The sequence below is a fragment of the Clostridium sp. AF34-13 genome (assembly GCF_003477845.1).
Taxonomy (GTDB): Bacteria; Bacillota; Clostridia; order Lachnospirales; family Lachnospiraceae; genus Butyribacter; species Butyribacter intestini.
In genome coordinates this window covers 61,379-79,487 of record NZ_QUEB01000014.1, presented here as the reverse complement: position 1 = coordinate 79,487, position 18,109 = coordinate 61,379, and the positions used below count along the sequence as shown (strand labels likewise).

The window sequence follows — 18,109 nt, the reverse complement described above, 5'->3', positions numbered from 1 at the left end:
TTTCGCATAAAAATCCTTTTTATACAACCTACTGAACTCTGAAAAGCGGCTGTCCAAACTCGACAAACTCTCCGTCCTCTACAAGAACTTCAACTATTTTTCCGCTTACTTCACTTACAACTTCATTCATAAACTTCATTGCTTCTATGATACATACTACATCACCTTTGGCAACCGTATCGCCAACCTTTACAAAAGGCGGCTTATCAGGTGCCTGACTCTGATAATATGTTCCAACAATAGGTGCTGTGACAAGTTTGTCATCTGCTGACACGCTTTCTTTTTCCACATCTGCAGTCTGGTTTATATCAGTATCATTAGAAACTGCACCATTTGTCTGTACCGCAGATACCATGCCACTTTCTGCTCCCGCTATAACGGTTTTTACTGTCTCCGTTTCACTGTTTCCAACAGAAAATGAAGCATTTCTTCCAAGATGCACACTATCACCGTCAAGTTTTATCTCCATCTCACCCATATCGCTTTTTTCAAAAATAGCGATAAGTTCTTTAACTTCATCGAATTTCATTTTGTTCCCCCCACTTTTTAAAACAGAGCACCGCATTATGTCCACCAAATCCAAGTGAATTTGATAACGCATATTCAGCTTTTTCAACCTTTCTTGCCTCATTTGGAATATAATCAAGGTCACATTCCTCATCAGGTGTCTTATAATTTATTGTTGGTGGAAGTATATCATCCTGTAATGCCTTAACACACATTACCGCTTCAACTGCTCCTGCTGCTCCAAGCAAATGTCCTGTCATTGATTTTGTAGAGCTTATGGCAACATCTTTTGCCGCATCACCAAACGCGAGTTTGATTGCATTTGTCTCTGTTGAGTCGTTTGCCGGTGTACTTGTTCCATGTGCATTTATATATGAAACCTGCTCCGGTTTTATTCCGGCTTCTTCCATTGCAAGCTCCATGGCTTTTGCCGCACCAGCTCCTGTCTTTTCAGGAAGAGTAATGTGATATGCATCACTCGTTGCACCATATCCGACAATTTCTCCATATATAGTTGCATTTCTTGCAAGAGCGTGTTCAAGTTCTTCAACTACAAGTGCTCCTGCACCGTCACCGAGCACGAATCCATCCCTGTTCTTATCAAAAGGCTTGCACGCATCCTTTGGATCCGGATTTGTTGAAAGTGCCGTAAGATTTGTAAATCCTGCGATACCTATCTCACAAAGACCAGCCTCTGCACCTCCCGTAATGATAACATCCGCATAGCCGTGAATGATATTTCTAAAAGCTGCACCGATACTGCTTGTAGCTGTTGCGCAGGCTGTAACTATATCTTCATTTATACCCTTTGCACCAAATCTTATAGCAATATTTCCTGCTGCCATATTTCCTATAGTCATAGGTATAAACATAGGTGAAACCCTTGAAGCTCCTTTTTCGTTCATTCTCGTAACCTGCTGCTGCATCGTTCCAAGCCCGCCTACACCTGAACCAAAGATAACACCTACTCTTGAGGCATCCTCTTTTTCCATATCGATACCGCTGTCATCCATAGCCTGAACAGCAGCACCCATAGCATATACGGCAAATGGGTCATTTCTCTTGATGTCTTTTTTAGTCATATATTTTTCCGCATCAAAATCCCTGACTTCACCTGCTACTTTTACTTTAAAATCTGTTGCATCAAATTTTGTGATATTATCAATTCCACAAACACCGTTCTTGGCATTTTCCCACATACTATCCACTGTACTTCCAAGCGGGCTTACAACACCCATACCGGTTATCACACATCTTCTTGACATAATTCCCCCGTTTCTACAGTCCGGTACGGCAAATACATACCTAAACTGATTCTAATATCTAAATATCTGTCTTTCATTTTGTTTATAACTACATTATCATTCCGCCGTCTACATTTAAGACCTGTCCTGTAATATAACTGTTCTTAGCCAGAAATACTGCTGCATTTGCAACATCCTCAGGTTTTCCTGCCCTGCTAAGCGGAATAGAATTAAGTATAGCATCCTTTGTATCATCATTTAAAACCGCTGTCATGTCTGTCTCAATAAATCCAGGAGCTATCGCATTACAGGTAACTCCTCTCTGTGCAAGTTCCTTTGCAGTCGCTTTAGTAAGACCAATAACACCTGCCTTAGAAGCCGCATAATTTGCCTGTCCAATATTTCCTGCAACACCTGAAACAGATGACATATTTATTATCGCACCGCTTCTCTGCTTTAACATAACACTGCTTGCATGACGAATCATATTAAAAGAACCTTTAAGATTTGTATTGATAACAGAATCAAACTGTTCCTCAGTCATTCTCATAAGAAGCATATCCTTTGTGATACCTGCATTATTTACAAGCACATCAATAGAACCGAATTCTTTTTTAACATCCCTGATAAGATTTTTTGCAAAATCAAAATCACTCACATCACCCTGAACAGGCATACACTTAACTCCCTGCTCCTCAATCTCCTTAACAGTCTCATCCGACACACTGCTGTGATAATTGAGAACTATATTACATCCCTCCTTAGCAAAAGCTATCGCAATCGCCTTACCGATACCCTTAGCAGCACCCGTAACAATCACTGTCTTTCCTTCTAACATATTATCCCTCCAAACTTTATCAAATCTATAAAAACTCCAACTAAAAGTTATTTTCACATTCCTGCGAACTCAGGTTTGCGGCCTGTCGAGTTATAATGTAAGACGGCATTCTAAGCACACCGGTACTTACGCACTATATTTCAAGTGCGTTATGTATCTGCTGTGTGATTAGCATAGCGAGAGCATGCCGTTGTTATTATAACTGACAGCCGCATGCCGTCCGTATATCTGTATTATGCTTTCTTAATCTTTAAAAGTGCTTTCTCAAGTGAAGCCGTATCTTCAACATTCACATTGACAATCCCCTTGACTGTTCTCTTTACAAAACCGCAAAGAGTCTTTCCCGGTCCTAATTCTATAAATGTATCTGCACCGGCATCGTACATATTTCTGATTATGTGCTCCCATCTTACCGGCGACACAACCTGTTTTGCAAGCGTAGGAACTATATCACTCTCACTCTTTAACACCTCTGCTGTCACATTTGTATAGACAGGAATTTCCATCTTTCCTATATTCATCTTTTCAAGTTCCGGCAAGAGTTTATCTGCTGCCGGCTGCAAAAGACTTGTATGGAACGGACCGCTTACTTTAAGCTTTACTGCAAGCTTTGCTCCCTTTTCCTTTGCTATCTCTCCTGCTTTCTCAACTGTTGCCGCATCTCCACCTATGACTATCTGTCCCGGTGCATTATAATTTGCCGGAACGGCAACTCCTCCGACCTCTTTAACTGCTTCCTCGCAGGCTTTTTCTACAAGTGCAGTATCAAGACCTATTATCGCAAACATTCCGCCTTTCCCTGCCGGAACGGCTTCTGACATAAATTTTCCTCTTTTCTGTACAAGTGCCACGGCTTCCTCAAACTTCATCGCACCACTTGCAACAAGTGCCGAATACTCACCAAGACTAAGTCCTGCCGTCATATCAGCATTTATCCCGTTTTCCTGTAAGACTTTCATAGCCGCAATACTCATTGTAAGGATTGCAGGCTGTGTAAACTCTGTAAGTCCGAGTTTTTCCTCATCAGAAAAACATATATCTTTTATCGAATATCCCAAAACCTCATCTGCTCTGTCAAATACTTCTTTTGCAACGGCGTAGTTTTCATACAGGTCTTTTCCCATACCTGCATACTGTGCACCCTGACCGCTAAACATAAATACTGTTTTCATTTGCATTTTCCTCCATTTTCAAGTGTCAAATCCATCTAATAAAATCATTACCGGTTATATAATGTATGTCCGATAAACAAAAATCTCCTGCTCAATGCCAAAAAAGTAAAGAGATAGCGCCGGTTGTGAATAAATATTATTAACTTCCAGCGCTGCCTTCCATGCTATATCAAGCAGATATCGCAATCCGCTCTGCTATTTGCCTGATAGTGTTAAAATAGCTTATTATGCTTCTTTGTGACTTTCTACAAAATCAACGGCATCCTTTACAGTAACGATAGACTCAGGATCTTCAACTGATACATCGAACTCATCTTCAATATCGTTGATAATCTGGAATAAGTCTAAAGAATCTGCGTCGAGATCCTCTTTTACATTTGTCTCTAATGTGATCTCGTCAACATCCTTACCTGTCTGCTCAGCAATAATCTCTCTGATTTTCTCAAATACCATGGTTTTTCCTCCTAAAAATAGATTAAAATATATATATTTTTTGTTATGAAAATTTTATATGAAAATATTTGTGCCGGCAAATGCGGGCATACAATGTCAATATAAAATCTTCTGATAACCGTTTACCACGAAATGAGCATTGTTCCCCAAGTCATTCCGCCACCGAAACCTGTGAGAAGAAGTTTGTCACCTCTCTCAATAAGTCCCTTTTCATTTAACTCATTTAATACAATAGGAATACTTGCAGAAGAAGTATTTCCATACTCAGCCATATTCCTGTAACATTTTTCATTGCTTATACCTAGTTTTCTTGAAATTATGTCAACAATCCTTGCATTTGCCTGATGCGGCACAACATATTTTATCTCCTCAGGCTTTACTCCTGCCGACTCCATAACTCTCTCTATGCTCTTTGTGACAGCTTTTGTTGCAAACTTAAACACTGCCCTGCCATCCATATTTACATACCAGAGATTGTCTTTCTCAAGTGGTTCTTCATTAAATGCATTTGAACATCCGACATAACCCTGTGTGAGAATATCCCAAAGTTCACCTTTCGCTCCGAGTTCCTCTTTTAATATCCCCTCATCTTCTGACTTTTCTACATATGCACCGCCTGAGCCATCTCCAAACAATACGCAGGTTGACCTGTCTTTCCAGTCAACTATCTTTGAAAGTGTCTCTGCACCTATGACTATGGCATTTTCATACATACCTGTTTTTATGTATTTGTCAGCTATGCTTAATGCAAACATAAATCCGCTGCACGCTGCATTTACATCGAATGCCACCGCATTTACTGCACCTATCTCCTTTTGAACCATACAGGCAAGGGACGGTGTTCCATAATCTGCCGTAACACTCGCCACGATTATAAGGTCAACATCCTCCGCTGAAACCTCTGCTCTCTCAAGCACCTGTCTTGCAGTATTTATAGCAAAATATGATGTATTCTCTCCTGCTGATATATGTCTTCTTTTTATACCAGTTCTCTGTGCTATCCATTCATCACTCGTATCAACTATTTTTGACAGATCATCATTTGTGATAACCTGTTCAGGCACACACGCACCTGTTGAAATAATTCTGGTAGTTATCATTTATTTTCTCCATTCTCAAAACGTTTTCCAACAAAGCTTTCTAAATTGTCAAGTGCTTTCGCAACAACATCCATCTCATTTTCATTAAGTCCTTTAACAAGGGCAAATACCATATCCTTATGAAATTTTTCATGTAATGCGTATATTTTTTTTCCTTCTTTTGTCAATGCTATCTTAACAACCCTTCTGTCACGCTCAGTCTTATAACGTTCCACAAATCCTTTTTTTACAAGATTATTTATCCCAACTGTCAATGTTCCGACAGTGATATTAAGCTGTGCAGCAAGTTCACTCATGCTTTTTAACTCCGCCATTCCTATGGCAGCTATAGTATGAACTTCTGTCATGGAAATCTTGTTGCCATACTCATTTTTTATGGTATAGGCTTCCACTTCCATAATATTATCAAATAATTTTATCAGATTTGTACTGATTGATCCTAAAACATTATTCATTTGTTTTTCCTATACATTAAACAAGGGCAAAACCAGTGTTTTGTCCTGGCATCACACTATGTTACAAGCATTTTCCTATACATTAAAATAGTTTGTATATCAAACTTTACCAAACAATTAAAAGTATATTCTAAAATCTATCAATTCGTCAACACCACTTTCATTGTGATTTTTCACAATAAAATAGCTGTATTTTTGTGAAATTTTAACAAAAATACAGCTATTTTATTTTTTCTATCCATTTATAAAGTATTTGTTTTGATATTCAAAACTTTTCTTCTCTACTTAAAACAGTTTTTAAAACTACCTGTCACCGTTCACGCCTGTTTATTATTATTCTCCTGCTGTGACTCTTCTCTATGTTTTTTTAACAACTCAAGTGTTGCAAGAAGCACATCATCCTCCCATGGCTTTGGAATCAGATATTTAACTCCTATTGCTCTTACTTCCTCTAATGTTCCTGTATCACAAAGTGAACTTAGCATAAGTATTGTTGCAGACGGATCACTTTTAAAAAGAATTTCTGCTGTCTCTATCCCGTCAATTCCCGGCATTATTATGTCGAGAATGACTATGTCCGGATGAAGTTTCTCATACATTTTTATGCCTTCCTCACCGCTTTTTGCATAACCTATCACTTCATACCCGTTTTCTTCTACAAGATCTTTTATCTGCTTTGATGCAAATGGTGAATCATCTACCACAATTATAGTTGTTTTGTCCATTATATTTCCTCCTTTACACGCAGACTCTTATTTAATATGCATATCTTTTGTGTATAAGCCACAATATAATACTGCATATTACTGATTGTTATCTGCATTTTACTTTTGCATCATTATATTATTTTATAATAAATGCAAACTTCTATATTTCCAAATTCTGTTTCATAAAATAAAACTTCATTTTCCATCTCAGAATCATCAATATCAATGCTCTCTTTATCAGAACACATCATAGGTACAGTAAGCCTTGATGTTCTGCCCAATCTGTTATTTATTTCGGATAATGCCCTTCCACATATTATATTTACATACTCATTTATATATAATACTTTTTCGTCCTCTGACGGCATCTTTCCATCATTCATTCCAATTATTATCGCATCAAATATATCTGATGAAAACCCGCAAATTATCGTTGAATTAAACTTACCTTTGGTTTTTACAAATTCCATACATTTTACACTAATTATCTCTTCTTTTTTTCGCCTTAAATCCAAAGATATAAGTTTTTTTGAAATTGATATAAATGCATCATCAAATATTTTTCCAACCTTCATTTCAGTCAAAGCGCTCCCCCTTTCACTTACTGCTCATTTAATCAGTTTTTAAGGAAACGCATTTTTCCATTAGGATCCTTTGCCGAACTCTTTTGAACCTTATTTTCAGTCCCATACATTTTTGACAAATCTTTTTGCATTGTTTTCTTACATTCATTGCAAAATCTTCCCGTAAGGATAGGTTTTCCGCATTTTTCACATGATATGGTGATACCTGAATCCTTTGAAAATGCAAGTCTCTCCTCTCTCACCCACTTTTTAATCTGCTGGATAGGTACCTCCATCTCCTCAGACACCTGACTCATGTTTGCAGTTGGGTTTTCATAAATATAATCCCTTACTTCAAAAAATTTATCCTCAAGTTTTTTATTGCATGCCGGGCATAACGGTTTACCCACATACTGAAATAATTTTCCACAATTTTTACAATTCCTTACATCCATATCTATTCCCCTCCTTGGTCCTTTCCTATACAGGCACATAAAAAATAAACTTTCAATACTCCTGATTTTTTAAGTGTGGCGGCACATTCATTGATTGTACTTCCTGTTGTATATATATCATCTACAAGTATAACACACCTTAAATTACGATACAACAATTTGCTTGTCTCTGATACTAAAAAAGCATCTTCCAAACTTGCTTTCCTTTCGGCTGCACTTAATTCTTTTAGTGCTTCCGTATTTTTTATTCTGATGAGATAATCGTCAATAACCGGTATTCCTGTTTCACCCTCTAAATAATCTGCAATGACCTTTGCCTGATTATAGCCTCTTTTTTTATGTCTCTCTTTATGTATAGGAACCGGTATAAGTGCCTGTGCCCCTGTTTTTTAATCCAGCTTTCATGTTTTTTTGCAAGTTCAGCAGCATAGTACCTTCCATATTCTTTTCTTGCTCCATACTTAAACGCAGCAATAGAACTTTTCATACTTCTGTTATACACAAATGCCGCCTTGCCCTGTTCATATAAATGTTGATTGTTTTTGCAGGAATAACAATATTGCATTGTTTCATCCTCAAGAGGTTTGCCACATCTCATACACGATGGCTCTGCCACTCTTTCCACACGGTTAATGCATTTACGGCATAAAGTTGTCTTTACACCTATACTGAGCACATCGTCACATACCGGACATCTGTATGGATATAAAATTTCCGCAAACCCCTCCGCTATCTGTTTTATAATCTTTGCAGTTTCTATTTATACTCCCCCATTTCTATAATTCTCTGACACAATGTCGAATATCTTTTCTGCTCATTTACATTTTTTATCATTCTCCGGACAGTGTCACTGCTTCCCACTATGGTTACACATTTCTTAGCCCTTGTCACCGCCGTATATAATAAATTCCTGTTAAGCAGCATCCTCGGTCCGGATATTATCGGAAGAATAACTGCCGGATATTCGCTGCCTTGCGATTTATGTATAGTTATCGCATAGGCAAGTTCCATCTCGTCCATATCGCTGAAATTATATTCTACAATCTTGCCTTCCTCATATTCGACATATACAACTTCCGCAGCTTCTATAATCTGTTTTATTATGCCGGTGTCACCATTGAACACGCCTGTTCCTTCCTCATATACATCGCCAAAGCGGTTTTTCCTCTCCCATTTAATCTGATAATTATTTTTTATCTGCATAACTTTGTCATTTTCCCTGAAAATAACTCCGTGAAATTCGTGCTCATTTTTTCCGTCCATCCTAGGATTCATATATGCCTGCAAAACCTTGTTTAAGTTTTCCACGCCAAGCTCACCTTTTCTCATCGGCGTAAGCACCTGAATATCATAGCTGGTCGCATCAACATACGGCGGCAGATTTTTCATTATAAGCTGTACCGTGACATTGATAACATCTTTCCCTGCACTTCTCTCCAGATGGAAAAAATCCATATTTTTATTGTCGAGAGATATTTGTTCCCCGTCATTTATCTTATGGGCATTTGTAACTATCTGACTCTCCGCCGCCTGTCTGAATATCCTGTTTAATTTCACAACATTGCAAAACTCAGATTTTATCATGTCTTTCAACACATTTCCGGGTCCTACTGACGGAAGCTGGTTCACATCACCCACCATTATAAGTCTCGTTCCCGGAATTATTGCCTTTAACAGAGCATTTAGCATATAAATATCGACCATTGAAAATTCGTCAACTATTATAACATCTGCTTCGAGTGGTTTTGTCTCATTTCTCTCAAAGTGCATACCGCCTCTGTCATCGTCGAGTGAGCCTCCGTCTATCTCAAGCATCCTGTGTATCGTCTGTGCTTCCATACCGGAAGTTTCTGACATACGCTTTGCCGCCCTGCCTGTAGGTGCAGCGAGAAGTATATCAAATCCTTCACTCTCCATTATCTGGATAATAGTATTTATCGTCGTTGTCTTACCTGTTCCCGGACCACCGGTTATTATCATAATACCATTTTGGACAGCCTGAAACACCGCATCCTTTTGCATTTTATCGAGTTCTATCTTATCCTTTTTTTCGATTGCAGCTATTTTCTTTTCAAGTACGGCAGGCTTTATCTTATACGGGATATTGAGATCGTGAAGCATACGCCCGCAGTTCATCTCCATATAATAAAGATTACTCTGGTAAAGTCTCCTCTCTCCGTCACATTCCTCTATTACAAGTTCTTTGTTTAAAGTAAGATTGTCAAGCTCTCTCTCGACATTTTCTCTTTCTATACCAAGCAGTCCTGCTGTCTCGTCGATAAGCTCTGTCTCCGGAAGATAACAATGTCCGTTTGAACCGGACTGTTGCAAAACATACAGTATGCCTGCCTTAATCCTAAATTCACTATCCTGATTAAATCCGGCTTTAAGTGCTATCGTGTCTGCTATCTTAAAACCTATGCCTGCTATATCTTCCGCAAGCCTGTAAGGATTTTGCTGCATAATCTCATAAATCTTCTCTCCATAAAATTTGTATATCTTTACTGCCATATTTACAGATATACCATATTCCTGAAGAAATATGACTGACTGACGCATCTGCCTTTTGTCATTAAACTGCTTGGCAACACTTACTGCCATCTTCATGCTTATGCCTTTTATCTCAGCCAGTCTCTCAGGTTCATTTTCTATAATCTCAAAAGTTTTTTCTCCGAATCTTCTCACTATTCTTGCGGCAAGTGCAGCACCTATGCCCTTTATTGCACCCGAACCCAGATATTTTTCTATCGCTACCTGGCTACTTGGTCTTTTACTCTCGTAACTTTCTACCTGTATCTGCGGTCCATAGCTTTTATGCACTGTCTCCCTGCCGTTTATGACAAGATACTCTCCCTCAGATACAAATGAAAAATATCCGACACAGCAGACCTCATCATCCTCATCAGCTTTTGGCTCCGGGTTTGAAAGATAAATGACACTATAGCCGTTATCTTCATTTCTATATGTAATTCTCTCTACATATCCCTCTACCTGTTTCATAATAACCCTCTATTCCTTAGTAAAACGGACATTAGCAATCCGCTTTCACTTCCTGCTCATGAACGCAGCCGCCGGTCTGTCAGCAGGTCTTTTTAAATCCCACTAACACAAGCATCCCACCGCTTACCAGAAGCGATGGGATGTTTATTCTGCGTTCAAGTGCATAACTAAATGCTATTTTTACTTTATATTATATGTACCTTTTAACGAATCATATAACTGCTGTGCAAGACCTGTTCCACCATTATCCGTAATGATTTTTGAATATTCCTGGTTTAATGTATCTGAAAAATATTGCATATACTCTCCCTGTTCATCCTCGTTATCAAGTGTTTTCTTTGACTCCTCGATAATCTTCTGCACGAAATATGACTCAAAGTCTTTACATACATCCATAAGCTTTTCTGAATCTGTGGAAGAATTTGTACTCTTTAATGTACTCTCAATCGAATCCGCGGATGTAGAACCAAGCTTTGATGAATATGAATTGTATATTGATGAAACATCTAAAACTGAACCCATATCCTAACCTCCTTAAGATCTTAAGTTGTTTGCCTGCTGGAGCATCTCATCTGATGCAGTTATAGCCTTTGAATTCATCTCATATGCACGCTGTGTAACAATCATATCAACCATCTCATCAACTGCCTGCACACTTGAACTTTCAAGGTAACCGTTCTTTACGACACTTCTCTGAAGATTTGCATCCTGACCTTCTATTCTCGGTGTTCCTGATGCAACTGACTCTTTAAAATAACTGTCACCCATTTTTTCAAGACCTGCCGGATTGTTGTACTGTGCAATTCCGATGGCAATTCCAAGATTTTGGGCATTTCCCGTAGCATCTACATATTTGATATTTCCATAATTGTCAAAAGTAAGCTTTGTCGTATCTACATTTGCATCAAAAGTGATAGGATTTCCTGTTGAATCAAGCACTGCATATCCATCTGATGTAGAAAGGGTAAGACCACCTGATGTATTAACTGAAAGCTGAAAATTACCGTTTCTTGTATAGGCAATACTTCCGTCAGGCTGTTCTATCATAAAGAAACCTTTGCCGTTTATCGCAAAATCAAATGCACCATCAGTAGTTGCAAAATTGCCCTGTTTAAAAGTCGTTCCAACGGCAGCGACCTTTACACCAAGACCAACCTGTGCACCGATAGGCTTTTCCTGACCGTTTGTGTCAGTAGTCTGTTTCTGAATGTTCTGATATAAGAGTGAACGAAACTCTGCTGTCTCTTTCTTATATCCTGTTGTATTTATATTTGATAAGTTATTTGAAATAATATCAAGACTTGTCTGCTGAGCTTTCATGCCCGAAGCAGCAGTCCAAAGCGATCTCATCATAATGCCTCTCCATTTCTGTCATGTATATTCCGTTTGAAATACATTGCTGACTTTACTGCTTAATATATGCCATTTGAATAATTATGACAAATGACAACATTATATTTTATCAGACCTTACCTACACTTGAAACCGCCTGCTCAAGCAGACTGTCCTGTGTCTTTATCATCTTCTGACCTGCTTCATATGCACGCGTAATAGTTATCATTGAAACCATTTCATCAACTACATTAACATTTGACTGTTCCGTAAATCCCTGAAGAATGGTAGCTGTTGAACTCTTTGTCTTAGCTCCATCAACTGCGTTATACATATTGTCACCGTACAAATCAAGATAATTGTAATCCTCAAAATCAGTAAGTGTAATGGTATCAACCTGCTCGCCATTTGCATATACCGCACCATTTAACTTGATTGCTACATCTGTAGCATCTACCGGAACCTGCACATCACCGTTGGCTCCCTGAAGTCTGTTTCCGTCAACATCAACAACATAACCCTCATTTGTAATGGTAAACTGACCGTTTCGTGTATATTTGATGGATGAATCACCATTTTTGTCAACTACTTTTATGGCAAAAAAACCATTTCCCTGAATAGCCATATCATATGTGTTGTCCGTCTCACGAAGGGAACCCTGATCCCAGTTCATATATGTTTCGCCTATCTTGACACCCGGATTCATCGCACCAATTTCTCTGTCAACATATGCCTCTGAGCCATCTCTTATCTTTGTTATCATAAAATCCTTAAATGACTTACTCGTAACATTCTCTTCCTTATATCCGACTGTTGCTGAATTGGCAAGATTGTTTGATATAATGTCAAGTCTCTTTTGTTCATTAGCCATACCCGTGTAGGCAGTATATAATCCTCTAACCATCTACTATCCCCTTTCATAAGGAACAAACTCTTAATCTGTCTGATGCATATACCATATCAGCTTATTCTAAAATGCAATCTTAAACAACTGCTTCATACCCAGCTGCTGCACAGACACTTTCATACTTGATTTATCGTCAAAATCACATCTTTTCTTTAGTCGTCGTCACGCTTTCCTGCCAAAAACTCAACAAATTTTCCTGTACCTACGGCTACTGCTGTCATAGGCTCCTCTGCTGTCATAGTCGTGATTCCTGTCTTTTCCTCGATAAGCTCTTCAAGACCATATAAAAGACTTCCGCCACCGGTAAGGACAATTCCTCTGTCTGATACATCGGCTGCAAGTTCAGGCGGAGTCTTCTCAAGTACGCTGTGCACTGCTTCAACAATCTGTGAAGTAATCTCCTTAAGTGCCTCAAGTGTCTCATCAGATGTAACCGTAATAGTCTTTGGAAGACCTGTAACAAGGTTTCTACCTCTTACATCCATAGTAACAACCTCAGGACGCTGATAAGCAGAACCTATCTTTATCTTGATTTCCTCAGCTGTTCTCTCACCGATAAGAAGATTGTGCGTTTTTCTCATATATCTTACGATAGCATCATCAAAGTTGTCACCTGCTACTTTTATAGAAGTGCTTACAACTGTACCGCCAAGCGAGATAACAGCAATGTCTGCCGTACCACCACCTATATCAACTATCATATTTCCACATGGCTTTGAAATATCTATTCCTGCACCAATAGCTGCTGCAATAGGCTCCTCTATGATTGCAACTTCTCTTGCACCTGCTTCATAAGTGGCATCCTCTACTGCTTTCTTTTCAACTTCAGTAACACCACTAGGTACACATACACTTATGCGTGGCTTTCTGAAACGGCTCTTTCCACAAGATTTCTGAATAAAGTATCTGAGCATCTTCTCAGTAACTGTATAATCAGAAATAACACCCTGGCGAAGCGGACGAACTGCTACGATATTTCCAGGCGTACGACCAAGCATAAGTCTTGCATCTTCACCTATAGCCTTAATCTTATTTGTATCCCTGTCAAAAGCAACAACTGAAGGCTCTCTTAAAACAACACCTTTTCCTTTTATATAAACAAGTACATTTGCTGTACCAAGATCTATTCCGATATCGCTACCTACCATCTCTGTTTCTCCTTTCGATACATTTACTTTCATATTTCACTATTTTATTTTTCAGCATATTTCTACATATTCCAATTTATTATATACCATTTGCTTTCAATTTTAAAGACCCTTTTCAATTTAAAAGCAAATTGTAAGATTTTTGTCATTTTTGACTAAATTTGCTATACTGTTTATAATGTTTATATATATATTTATCATACATGGAAATGAGGATTATTATGTCACAGGCTAAAGAAATAAATCACGAATTAAACATTATAAGCAGGTATATGGGACTTATTATATCCAAATATCTGATATTTGCTCTTCTTATCATAACATTATATCCGATGAACATTATCCCCGGATATATTCTTCTTGCAGGAATCATTTTCCCTGCTGCTCTCAGATTTGCAGTTAATCTTGAAACATCCCCGGATAAAAATACTGCTTCCCCAAAAAAGGCTGATGTTTCCGACAGGGAATGTTCTTTTACACTTAGCCAGACTGCAAAAAAATATAATTTTTCGTATAAAAAATATAAAGCAGAGAATTATAATTTTATACTTATTTCACTGCTTCTTGTTGTATGGCAAAATGTTTTGATACAAAAAAATGTATTTTCTTACCCGGTAAATATTATTCCCAGTTTTATGCTTATAATATACATAATATCACGCTTTTTAGCCAAGATAATATTTCATTTTAAAATTCATCATGATTTTATAAACCTGAATATATAAATGGCAACATAGCAGGAGTGTGTCAGCACTATTATTTGTTATAATTGCACACTAAGCACAGCCTGAAGTTAATTTTTAAAATTGCTGATTTAAAAAAATGGTGTCTCACTAATGCTCCGGATTGCTTCATTGCTACGCAATTTTCGCAATCCTGCAAACGCCTCCATTCTTATTGTCGGTGTTTGGTGGGTCAAGCCAGTAGATAGCAATTTGCATATAAACATGCATTGCTATCTACTTTTGACCCTAACATCATACAATAAAAAATAATGCAAGGGCGAAACTCTGATTCCCAGCCCTTGCATTTTATCTACATGGTAATACCCGTTGATGCCATCACTGACTCTATGCTGCTGTCAACATCACTCTCAAAACCGTCAAAATCAAACTCCGCCGCTGATGCCTGTCCGGCTGATGCAAGACTTTGTTCACTTGTGCTGCTATCTGTATCTGAAACCGATGAACTCTTTGTTCCTGTCGAATCCGCCGCTGATGCAATATTAGACTTTCCCTCAGCACTTGCCTTACTTGTAAAATAATCATATAATTCCTGCACTGTCTTATATGTGGTCAAAGATTTATCCTCTCCGTTTGCGTCTGCTTCTTTAAGAGCCTCCGACATTGTATTTGCCATCTTTGCCGCTTCAGTCTGTTCTGCCGTGAGATATGTCTTTAATATCTGGGAAAAACTTGAAATAGTGCCAAGTGATGAAATATCACCGTCACTCGTAGAACTTCCAAGCAGTGATGACAATCCCGAAAGAGATGAAGAACCTGCTCCTGTAAGTGAGGATGCCTGACTAAGAAGATTTGTAATCCCTGACAGACTGCTACTGCTGTCACTATCACTCGAATCCCCGGACAACGCATTAAGCATAGTGCTGGTCGAATTGTTGTTTATAAGATACTGGTAATAAGAATCCCTCTCATTAAGTCCCGACAAACCTGCTATCGCAGATAAAGAAGATAAATCTGACATAAAACTCCTCCTGTGTTATTTAAAAATTCCAAAAAATCATTTCAATTTGTATTTATGTACTATTGCGTGCCATTTATTGCACAAAACTTGGTTATATTACATATAATAGCATTAACCGGCAAAGTCAGCAACATCTATTTCAATACGCTTTTGTCTTGTTAATTATCCCTACACACAGCCGTCATACACAAATACTATCCCCTACATACAATCAACAATCTTCATCTGCACATTTCCACTCCAGTTATTTATCTCAGGCTGATAGAGAATACTTATCTGCTGTCCGAATTTTCCCTGCTTCATTTTTTCCCATTCACCGGCTCCATATTTTCCCTCTATCACCCTTGAAAGGCAGTTATCCGCATGAAAATCCACCGCTTCATACAAAAGTCCGTCATCTTCAAGCTTTAATTTTGCAATCTGATTTTCTTTTCCGCAGAGATACATCGAACTTATCTTAAGCTTTCCTCTCGCAAACACGGCACTGTCATTTGACTCACCAAAAGGCTCCATATATTGAAGCTGTTCTACAAGATTTTTTGTGGCTTTCGACAGCTCAAGTTCCATATCAAAACTTACTTTTTCAACAAGCTGCTCATCAGAAAGACCGCATTGCTCATTTAAAGTTTCCCTAAATTTTCCAAGATTTTCTTTTGGCAGCGAAAAACCTGCCGCCAGTGCATGGCCTCCAAATTCAGTGAGCAGTTCCTGACAGTTTTGCAATGCCTGCTGCATATGATACCCTGGTATTGAGCGTCCAGAACCTTTCAGCCCTTTTTCACCGTCGGTAAGTATATATGCCGGTCTGTAGTATTTCTCCCTTATCCGCCCAGCCACTATGCCCGCAACACTCTCATGGCAGTCTTTAAGATAAACTACAAGTACAGGTCTTTCAAGTGCATTCGTTTCCTCAATCTGTGTAATTGCATCATCCGTTGCCTGTGCCGTTAGTTCCTTTCTCTCCTCGTTAAGCGTTATCAGTTCATTTGCAAGTTTTACTGCTTCTTTTTCATCTTCGGTCATAAGCATCTTAAGACCGAGTGAGGCATCATCAAGTCTCCCCGCTGCATTTATGCACGGACCTATACGAAAACCGAGAGACCCTGATTTTATATGTTCAGACAGTTCAAGAAGTTCTATCATCTTTCGCATACCGGTATTTTTAAGATGTGCAGTATCGTTGAGTATCTTAAGTCCATTGCTCACTATTATCCTGTTTTCATCAGCGAGCGGTACAACATCACACACCGTTGCAGCTGCCGCAAACGGAAGAAGTTCATTTATATATGACTTGTCATTTTTCCCCTCAAAAATATAACTCATAAGTTTATAGACAACACCTGCACCACAAAGCATATTATAGGGATAGGTACACGCTTTTTGCTTCGGGTCAACAACTGCATCTGCAACTGGAATAATCTCCACCCCATCCTTATCCGGCACTTCATGATGATCCGTAAGAATATATATAATGCCAAGCTCTTTTGCCCTTTTAGCCGCACCTACGGCAGATATTCCATTGTCACAGGTGATAATAAGACCGAATCCGTCATCTGCCGCCTCGTCAACCATGTAATCACGGATACCATAGCCGTCCTTTACCCTATGCGGAATACGACAGGACACCTCTCCACCGAGCATCCTTATCCCCCGGTAAAGAATATACGACGACATAACCCCATCAACATCATAATCACCTATAACTCTTATCTTGATTTTATCATTTATCGCATTTACAAGAATATCCGCTGCCTTAGTGAGATCTTTCATAAGCTCAGGTCTATACATTTTTTCCATATCTGGAAAAATATAAGCATCCATTGCTTTCCATGAATGGAGTCCCCTGTTTACAAGAACTCTCGCAAATATCTCAGAAATATTATATCTTTTCGCAACTGCCGCGGTATCGGCATTACATTTTTTATACATCCACTGTTTCATTGGAAATCTCCTGTTTTGTATTTTAGGTATTCTTTCACTTGATATATGACTGTTTTAGCTAGTTCTATATGTGCTTTCAGCACTTTCCAAACGATATTTGCTTAAATTTAATCTATCCGCTTCTTTATTCATATACACATACTCCCTCCTTGACAACATTCTGGTAGAACGGAAGCACCTCCATCCATTTTTCAAAATGTTTATCATTTTTTATAATAGGCGAAATCACTATTCCGTACTTCATTTCATATTCAAATGCAATATCACATACATCGTTAAATTTTTCATGTATTTCATTTTCATTTAAAGTCACAATAAACATAATATCTATATCTGACTTCTCATTATAATCTCCCCTTGCATATGAACCATATACTATGACTTTTCTTAAATATGTCCCAAATATTTTTTTTACAGATGCTACATATTCGTTTATTATATTTAAAATCATATCAGGCATTTTGCTTTTCCCCCTTTTTCGCCTTTTAGGTATTCTTACCTGCAAACATTTTTAAATTTATCATGCAAACTCTGCTTCTTTTACTTCTTCAAAATATCCAAAATCACCTATAGCTTAACACAA

General features: G+C 38.3%; 20 protein-coding genes. 1 reads left to right on the top strand and 19 read right to left on the bottom strand.

Features of this window, described 5'->3' with window-relative positions; genetic code table 11:
* Positions 1-28: 28 nt before the first annotated feature.
* From accB to mreB, 16 genes are all read right to left on the bottom strand, one after another.
* Positions 29-529: an acetyl-CoA carboxylase biotin carboxyl carrier protein gene (gene accB / locus DWZ63_RS12285; protein ID WP_182431519.1), complete on the bottom strand. Its 501-nt coding sequence runs from the start codon at positions 527-529 to the stop codon at positions 29-31.
* Complete coding sequence (fabF, locus tag DWZ63_RS12280; RefSeq protein ID WP_055945775.1) at positions 516-1,772, bottom strand: beta-ketoacyl-ACP synthase II; 1,257 nt, start codon at positions 1,770-1,772, stop codon at positions 516-518. The genes accB and fabF overlap by 14 nt, the downstream gene beginning before the upstream one ends.
* A gap of 88 nt (positions 1,773-1,860) precedes the next feature.
* The gene (gene fabG, locus DWZ63_RS12275) at positions 1,861-2,589 is read right to left on the bottom strand and encodes a 3-oxoacyl-[acyl-carrier-protein] reductase (protein ID WP_055945774.1); all 729 of its coding nucleotides are present in this window, start codon (positions 2,587-2,589) and stop codon (positions 1,861-1,863) included.
* Between the two features lie 233 nt (positions 2,590-2,822).
* Positions 2,823-3,761, bottom strand: coding sequence for an ACP S-malonyltransferase (fabD, locus tag DWZ63_RS12270; protein ID WP_118500054.1), 939 nt, complete (start codon positions 3,759-3,761; stop codon positions 2,823-2,825).
* Between the two features lie 225 nt (positions 3,762-3,986).
* Positions 3,987-4,214 carry an acyl carrier protein gene (locus tag DWZ63_RS12265; RefSeq protein WP_022015161.1) on the bottom strand — a complete coding sequence of 76 codons (228 nt, stop codon included), beginning with the start codon at positions 4,212-4,214 and terminating at the stop codon, positions 3,987-3,989.
* 122 nt (positions 4,215-4,336) lie between these two features.
* Positions 4,337-5,314 (bottom strand): beta-ketoacyl-ACP synthase III, encoded by a 978-nt coding sequence (locus tag DWZ63_RS12260; protein WP_118500053.1) that lies wholly within the window; start codon positions 5,312-5,314, stop codon positions 4,337-4,339.
* Positions 5,311-5,769, bottom strand: a complete 459-nt coding sequence (locus DWZ63_RS12255; protein ID WP_022015159.1) for a MarR family transcriptional regulator — start codon at positions 5,767-5,769, stop codon at positions 5,311-5,313. The genes DWZ63_RS12260 and DWZ63_RS12255 overlap by 4 nt, the downstream gene beginning before the upstream one ends.
* Before the next feature lie 317 nt (positions 5,770-6,086).
* A complete protein-coding gene (locus tag DWZ63_RS12250) occupies positions 6,087-6,494 on the bottom strand; it encodes a response regulator (protein WP_055945767.1) in 408 nt (135 codons plus the stop codon).
* 113 nt (positions 6,495-6,607) lie between these two features.
* Positions 6,608-7,051 carry a chemotaxis protein CheX gene (locus DWZ63_RS12245; RefSeq protein ID WP_243020614.1) on the bottom strand — a complete coding sequence of 148 codons (444 nt, stop codon included), beginning with the start codon at positions 7,049-7,051 and terminating at the stop codon, positions 6,608-6,610.
* 41 nt (positions 7,052-7,092) lie between these two features.
* Complete coding sequence (locus tag DWZ63_RS12240) at positions 7,093-7,494, bottom strand: flagellar protein (RefSeq protein ID WP_118500052.1); 402 nt, start codon at positions 7,492-7,494, stop codon at positions 7,093-7,095.
* A gap of 292 nt (positions 7,495-7,786) precedes the next feature.
* The gene (locus DWZ63_RS12230; RefSeq protein ID WP_147353232.1) at positions 7,787-7,996 is read right to left on the bottom strand and encodes a hypothetical protein; all 210 of its coding nucleotides are present in this window, start codon (positions 7,994-7,996) and stop codon (positions 7,787-7,789) included.
* 254 nt (positions 7,997-8,250) lie between these two features.
* Entirely contained in the window at positions 8,251-10,494 is a 2,244-nt protein-coding gene (locus tag DWZ63_RS12225) for an ATP-dependent RecD-like DNA helicase (RefSeq protein WP_118500049.1), read from the bottom strand.
* Positions 10,495-10,674: 180 nt separating this feature from the next.
* Entirely contained in the window at positions 10,675-11,016 is a 342-nt protein-coding gene (locus DWZ63_RS12220; protein ID WP_118500048.1) for a rod-binding protein, read from the bottom strand.
* 12 nt (positions 11,017-11,028) lie between these two features.
* Complete coding sequence (gene flgG, locus DWZ63_RS12215; protein WP_022015152.1) at positions 11,029-11,847, bottom strand: flagellar basal-body rod protein FlgG; 819 nt, start codon at positions 11,845-11,847, stop codon at positions 11,029-11,031.
* Positions 11,848-11,956: 109 nt separating this feature from the next.
* The gene (locus tag DWZ63_RS12210; RefSeq protein ID WP_118500047.1) at positions 11,957-12,730 is read right to left on the bottom strand and encodes a flagellar hook-basal body protein; all 774 of its coding nucleotides are present in this window, start codon (positions 12,728-12,730) and stop codon (positions 11,957-11,959) included.
* 155 nt (positions 12,731-12,885) lie between these two features.
* Positions 12,886-13,881, bottom strand: a complete 996-nt coding sequence (gene mreB / locus DWZ63_RS12205) for a rod shape-determining protein MreB (RefSeq protein WP_022015150.1) — start codon at positions 13,879-13,881, stop codon at positions 12,886-12,888.
* Between the two features lie 221 nt (positions 13,882-14,102).
* On the opposite strand from mreB, the gene DWZ63_RS12200 reads away from it, so the two are divergent.
* Positions 14,103-14,606: a hypothetical protein gene (locus tag DWZ63_RS12200; RefSeq protein WP_118500046.1), complete on the top strand. Its 504-nt coding sequence runs from the start codon at positions 14,103-14,105 to the stop codon at positions 14,604-14,606.
* A gap of 310 nt (positions 14,607-14,916) precedes the next feature.
* Here the strand turns inward: DWZ63_RS12200 and DWZ63_RS12195 are convergent, their stop codons facing one another.
* The 3 genes from DWZ63_RS12195 to DWZ63_RS12185 all read right to left on the bottom strand — a co-directional run bounded on the left by DWZ63_RS12195 (position 14,917) and on the right by DWZ63_RS12185 (position 17,986).
* Entirely contained in the window at positions 14,917-15,585 is a 669-nt protein-coding gene (locus DWZ63_RS12195) for a hypothetical protein (RefSeq protein ID WP_118500045.1), read from the bottom strand.
* Between the two features lie 201 nt (positions 15,586-15,786).
* Positions 15,787-17,526, bottom strand: a complete 1,740-nt coding sequence (gene recJ / locus DWZ63_RS12190) for a single-stranded-DNA-specific exonuclease RecJ (protein WP_118500044.1) — start codon at positions 17,524-17,526, stop codon at positions 15,787-15,789.
* Between the two features lie 124 nt (positions 17,527-17,650).
* Positions 17,651-17,986, bottom strand: coding sequence for a nucleotidyltransferase domain-containing protein (locus tag DWZ63_RS12185; protein ID WP_118500043.1), 336 nt, complete (start codon positions 17,984-17,986; stop codon positions 17,651-17,653).
* Positions 17,987-18,109: the final 123 nt, after the last annotated feature.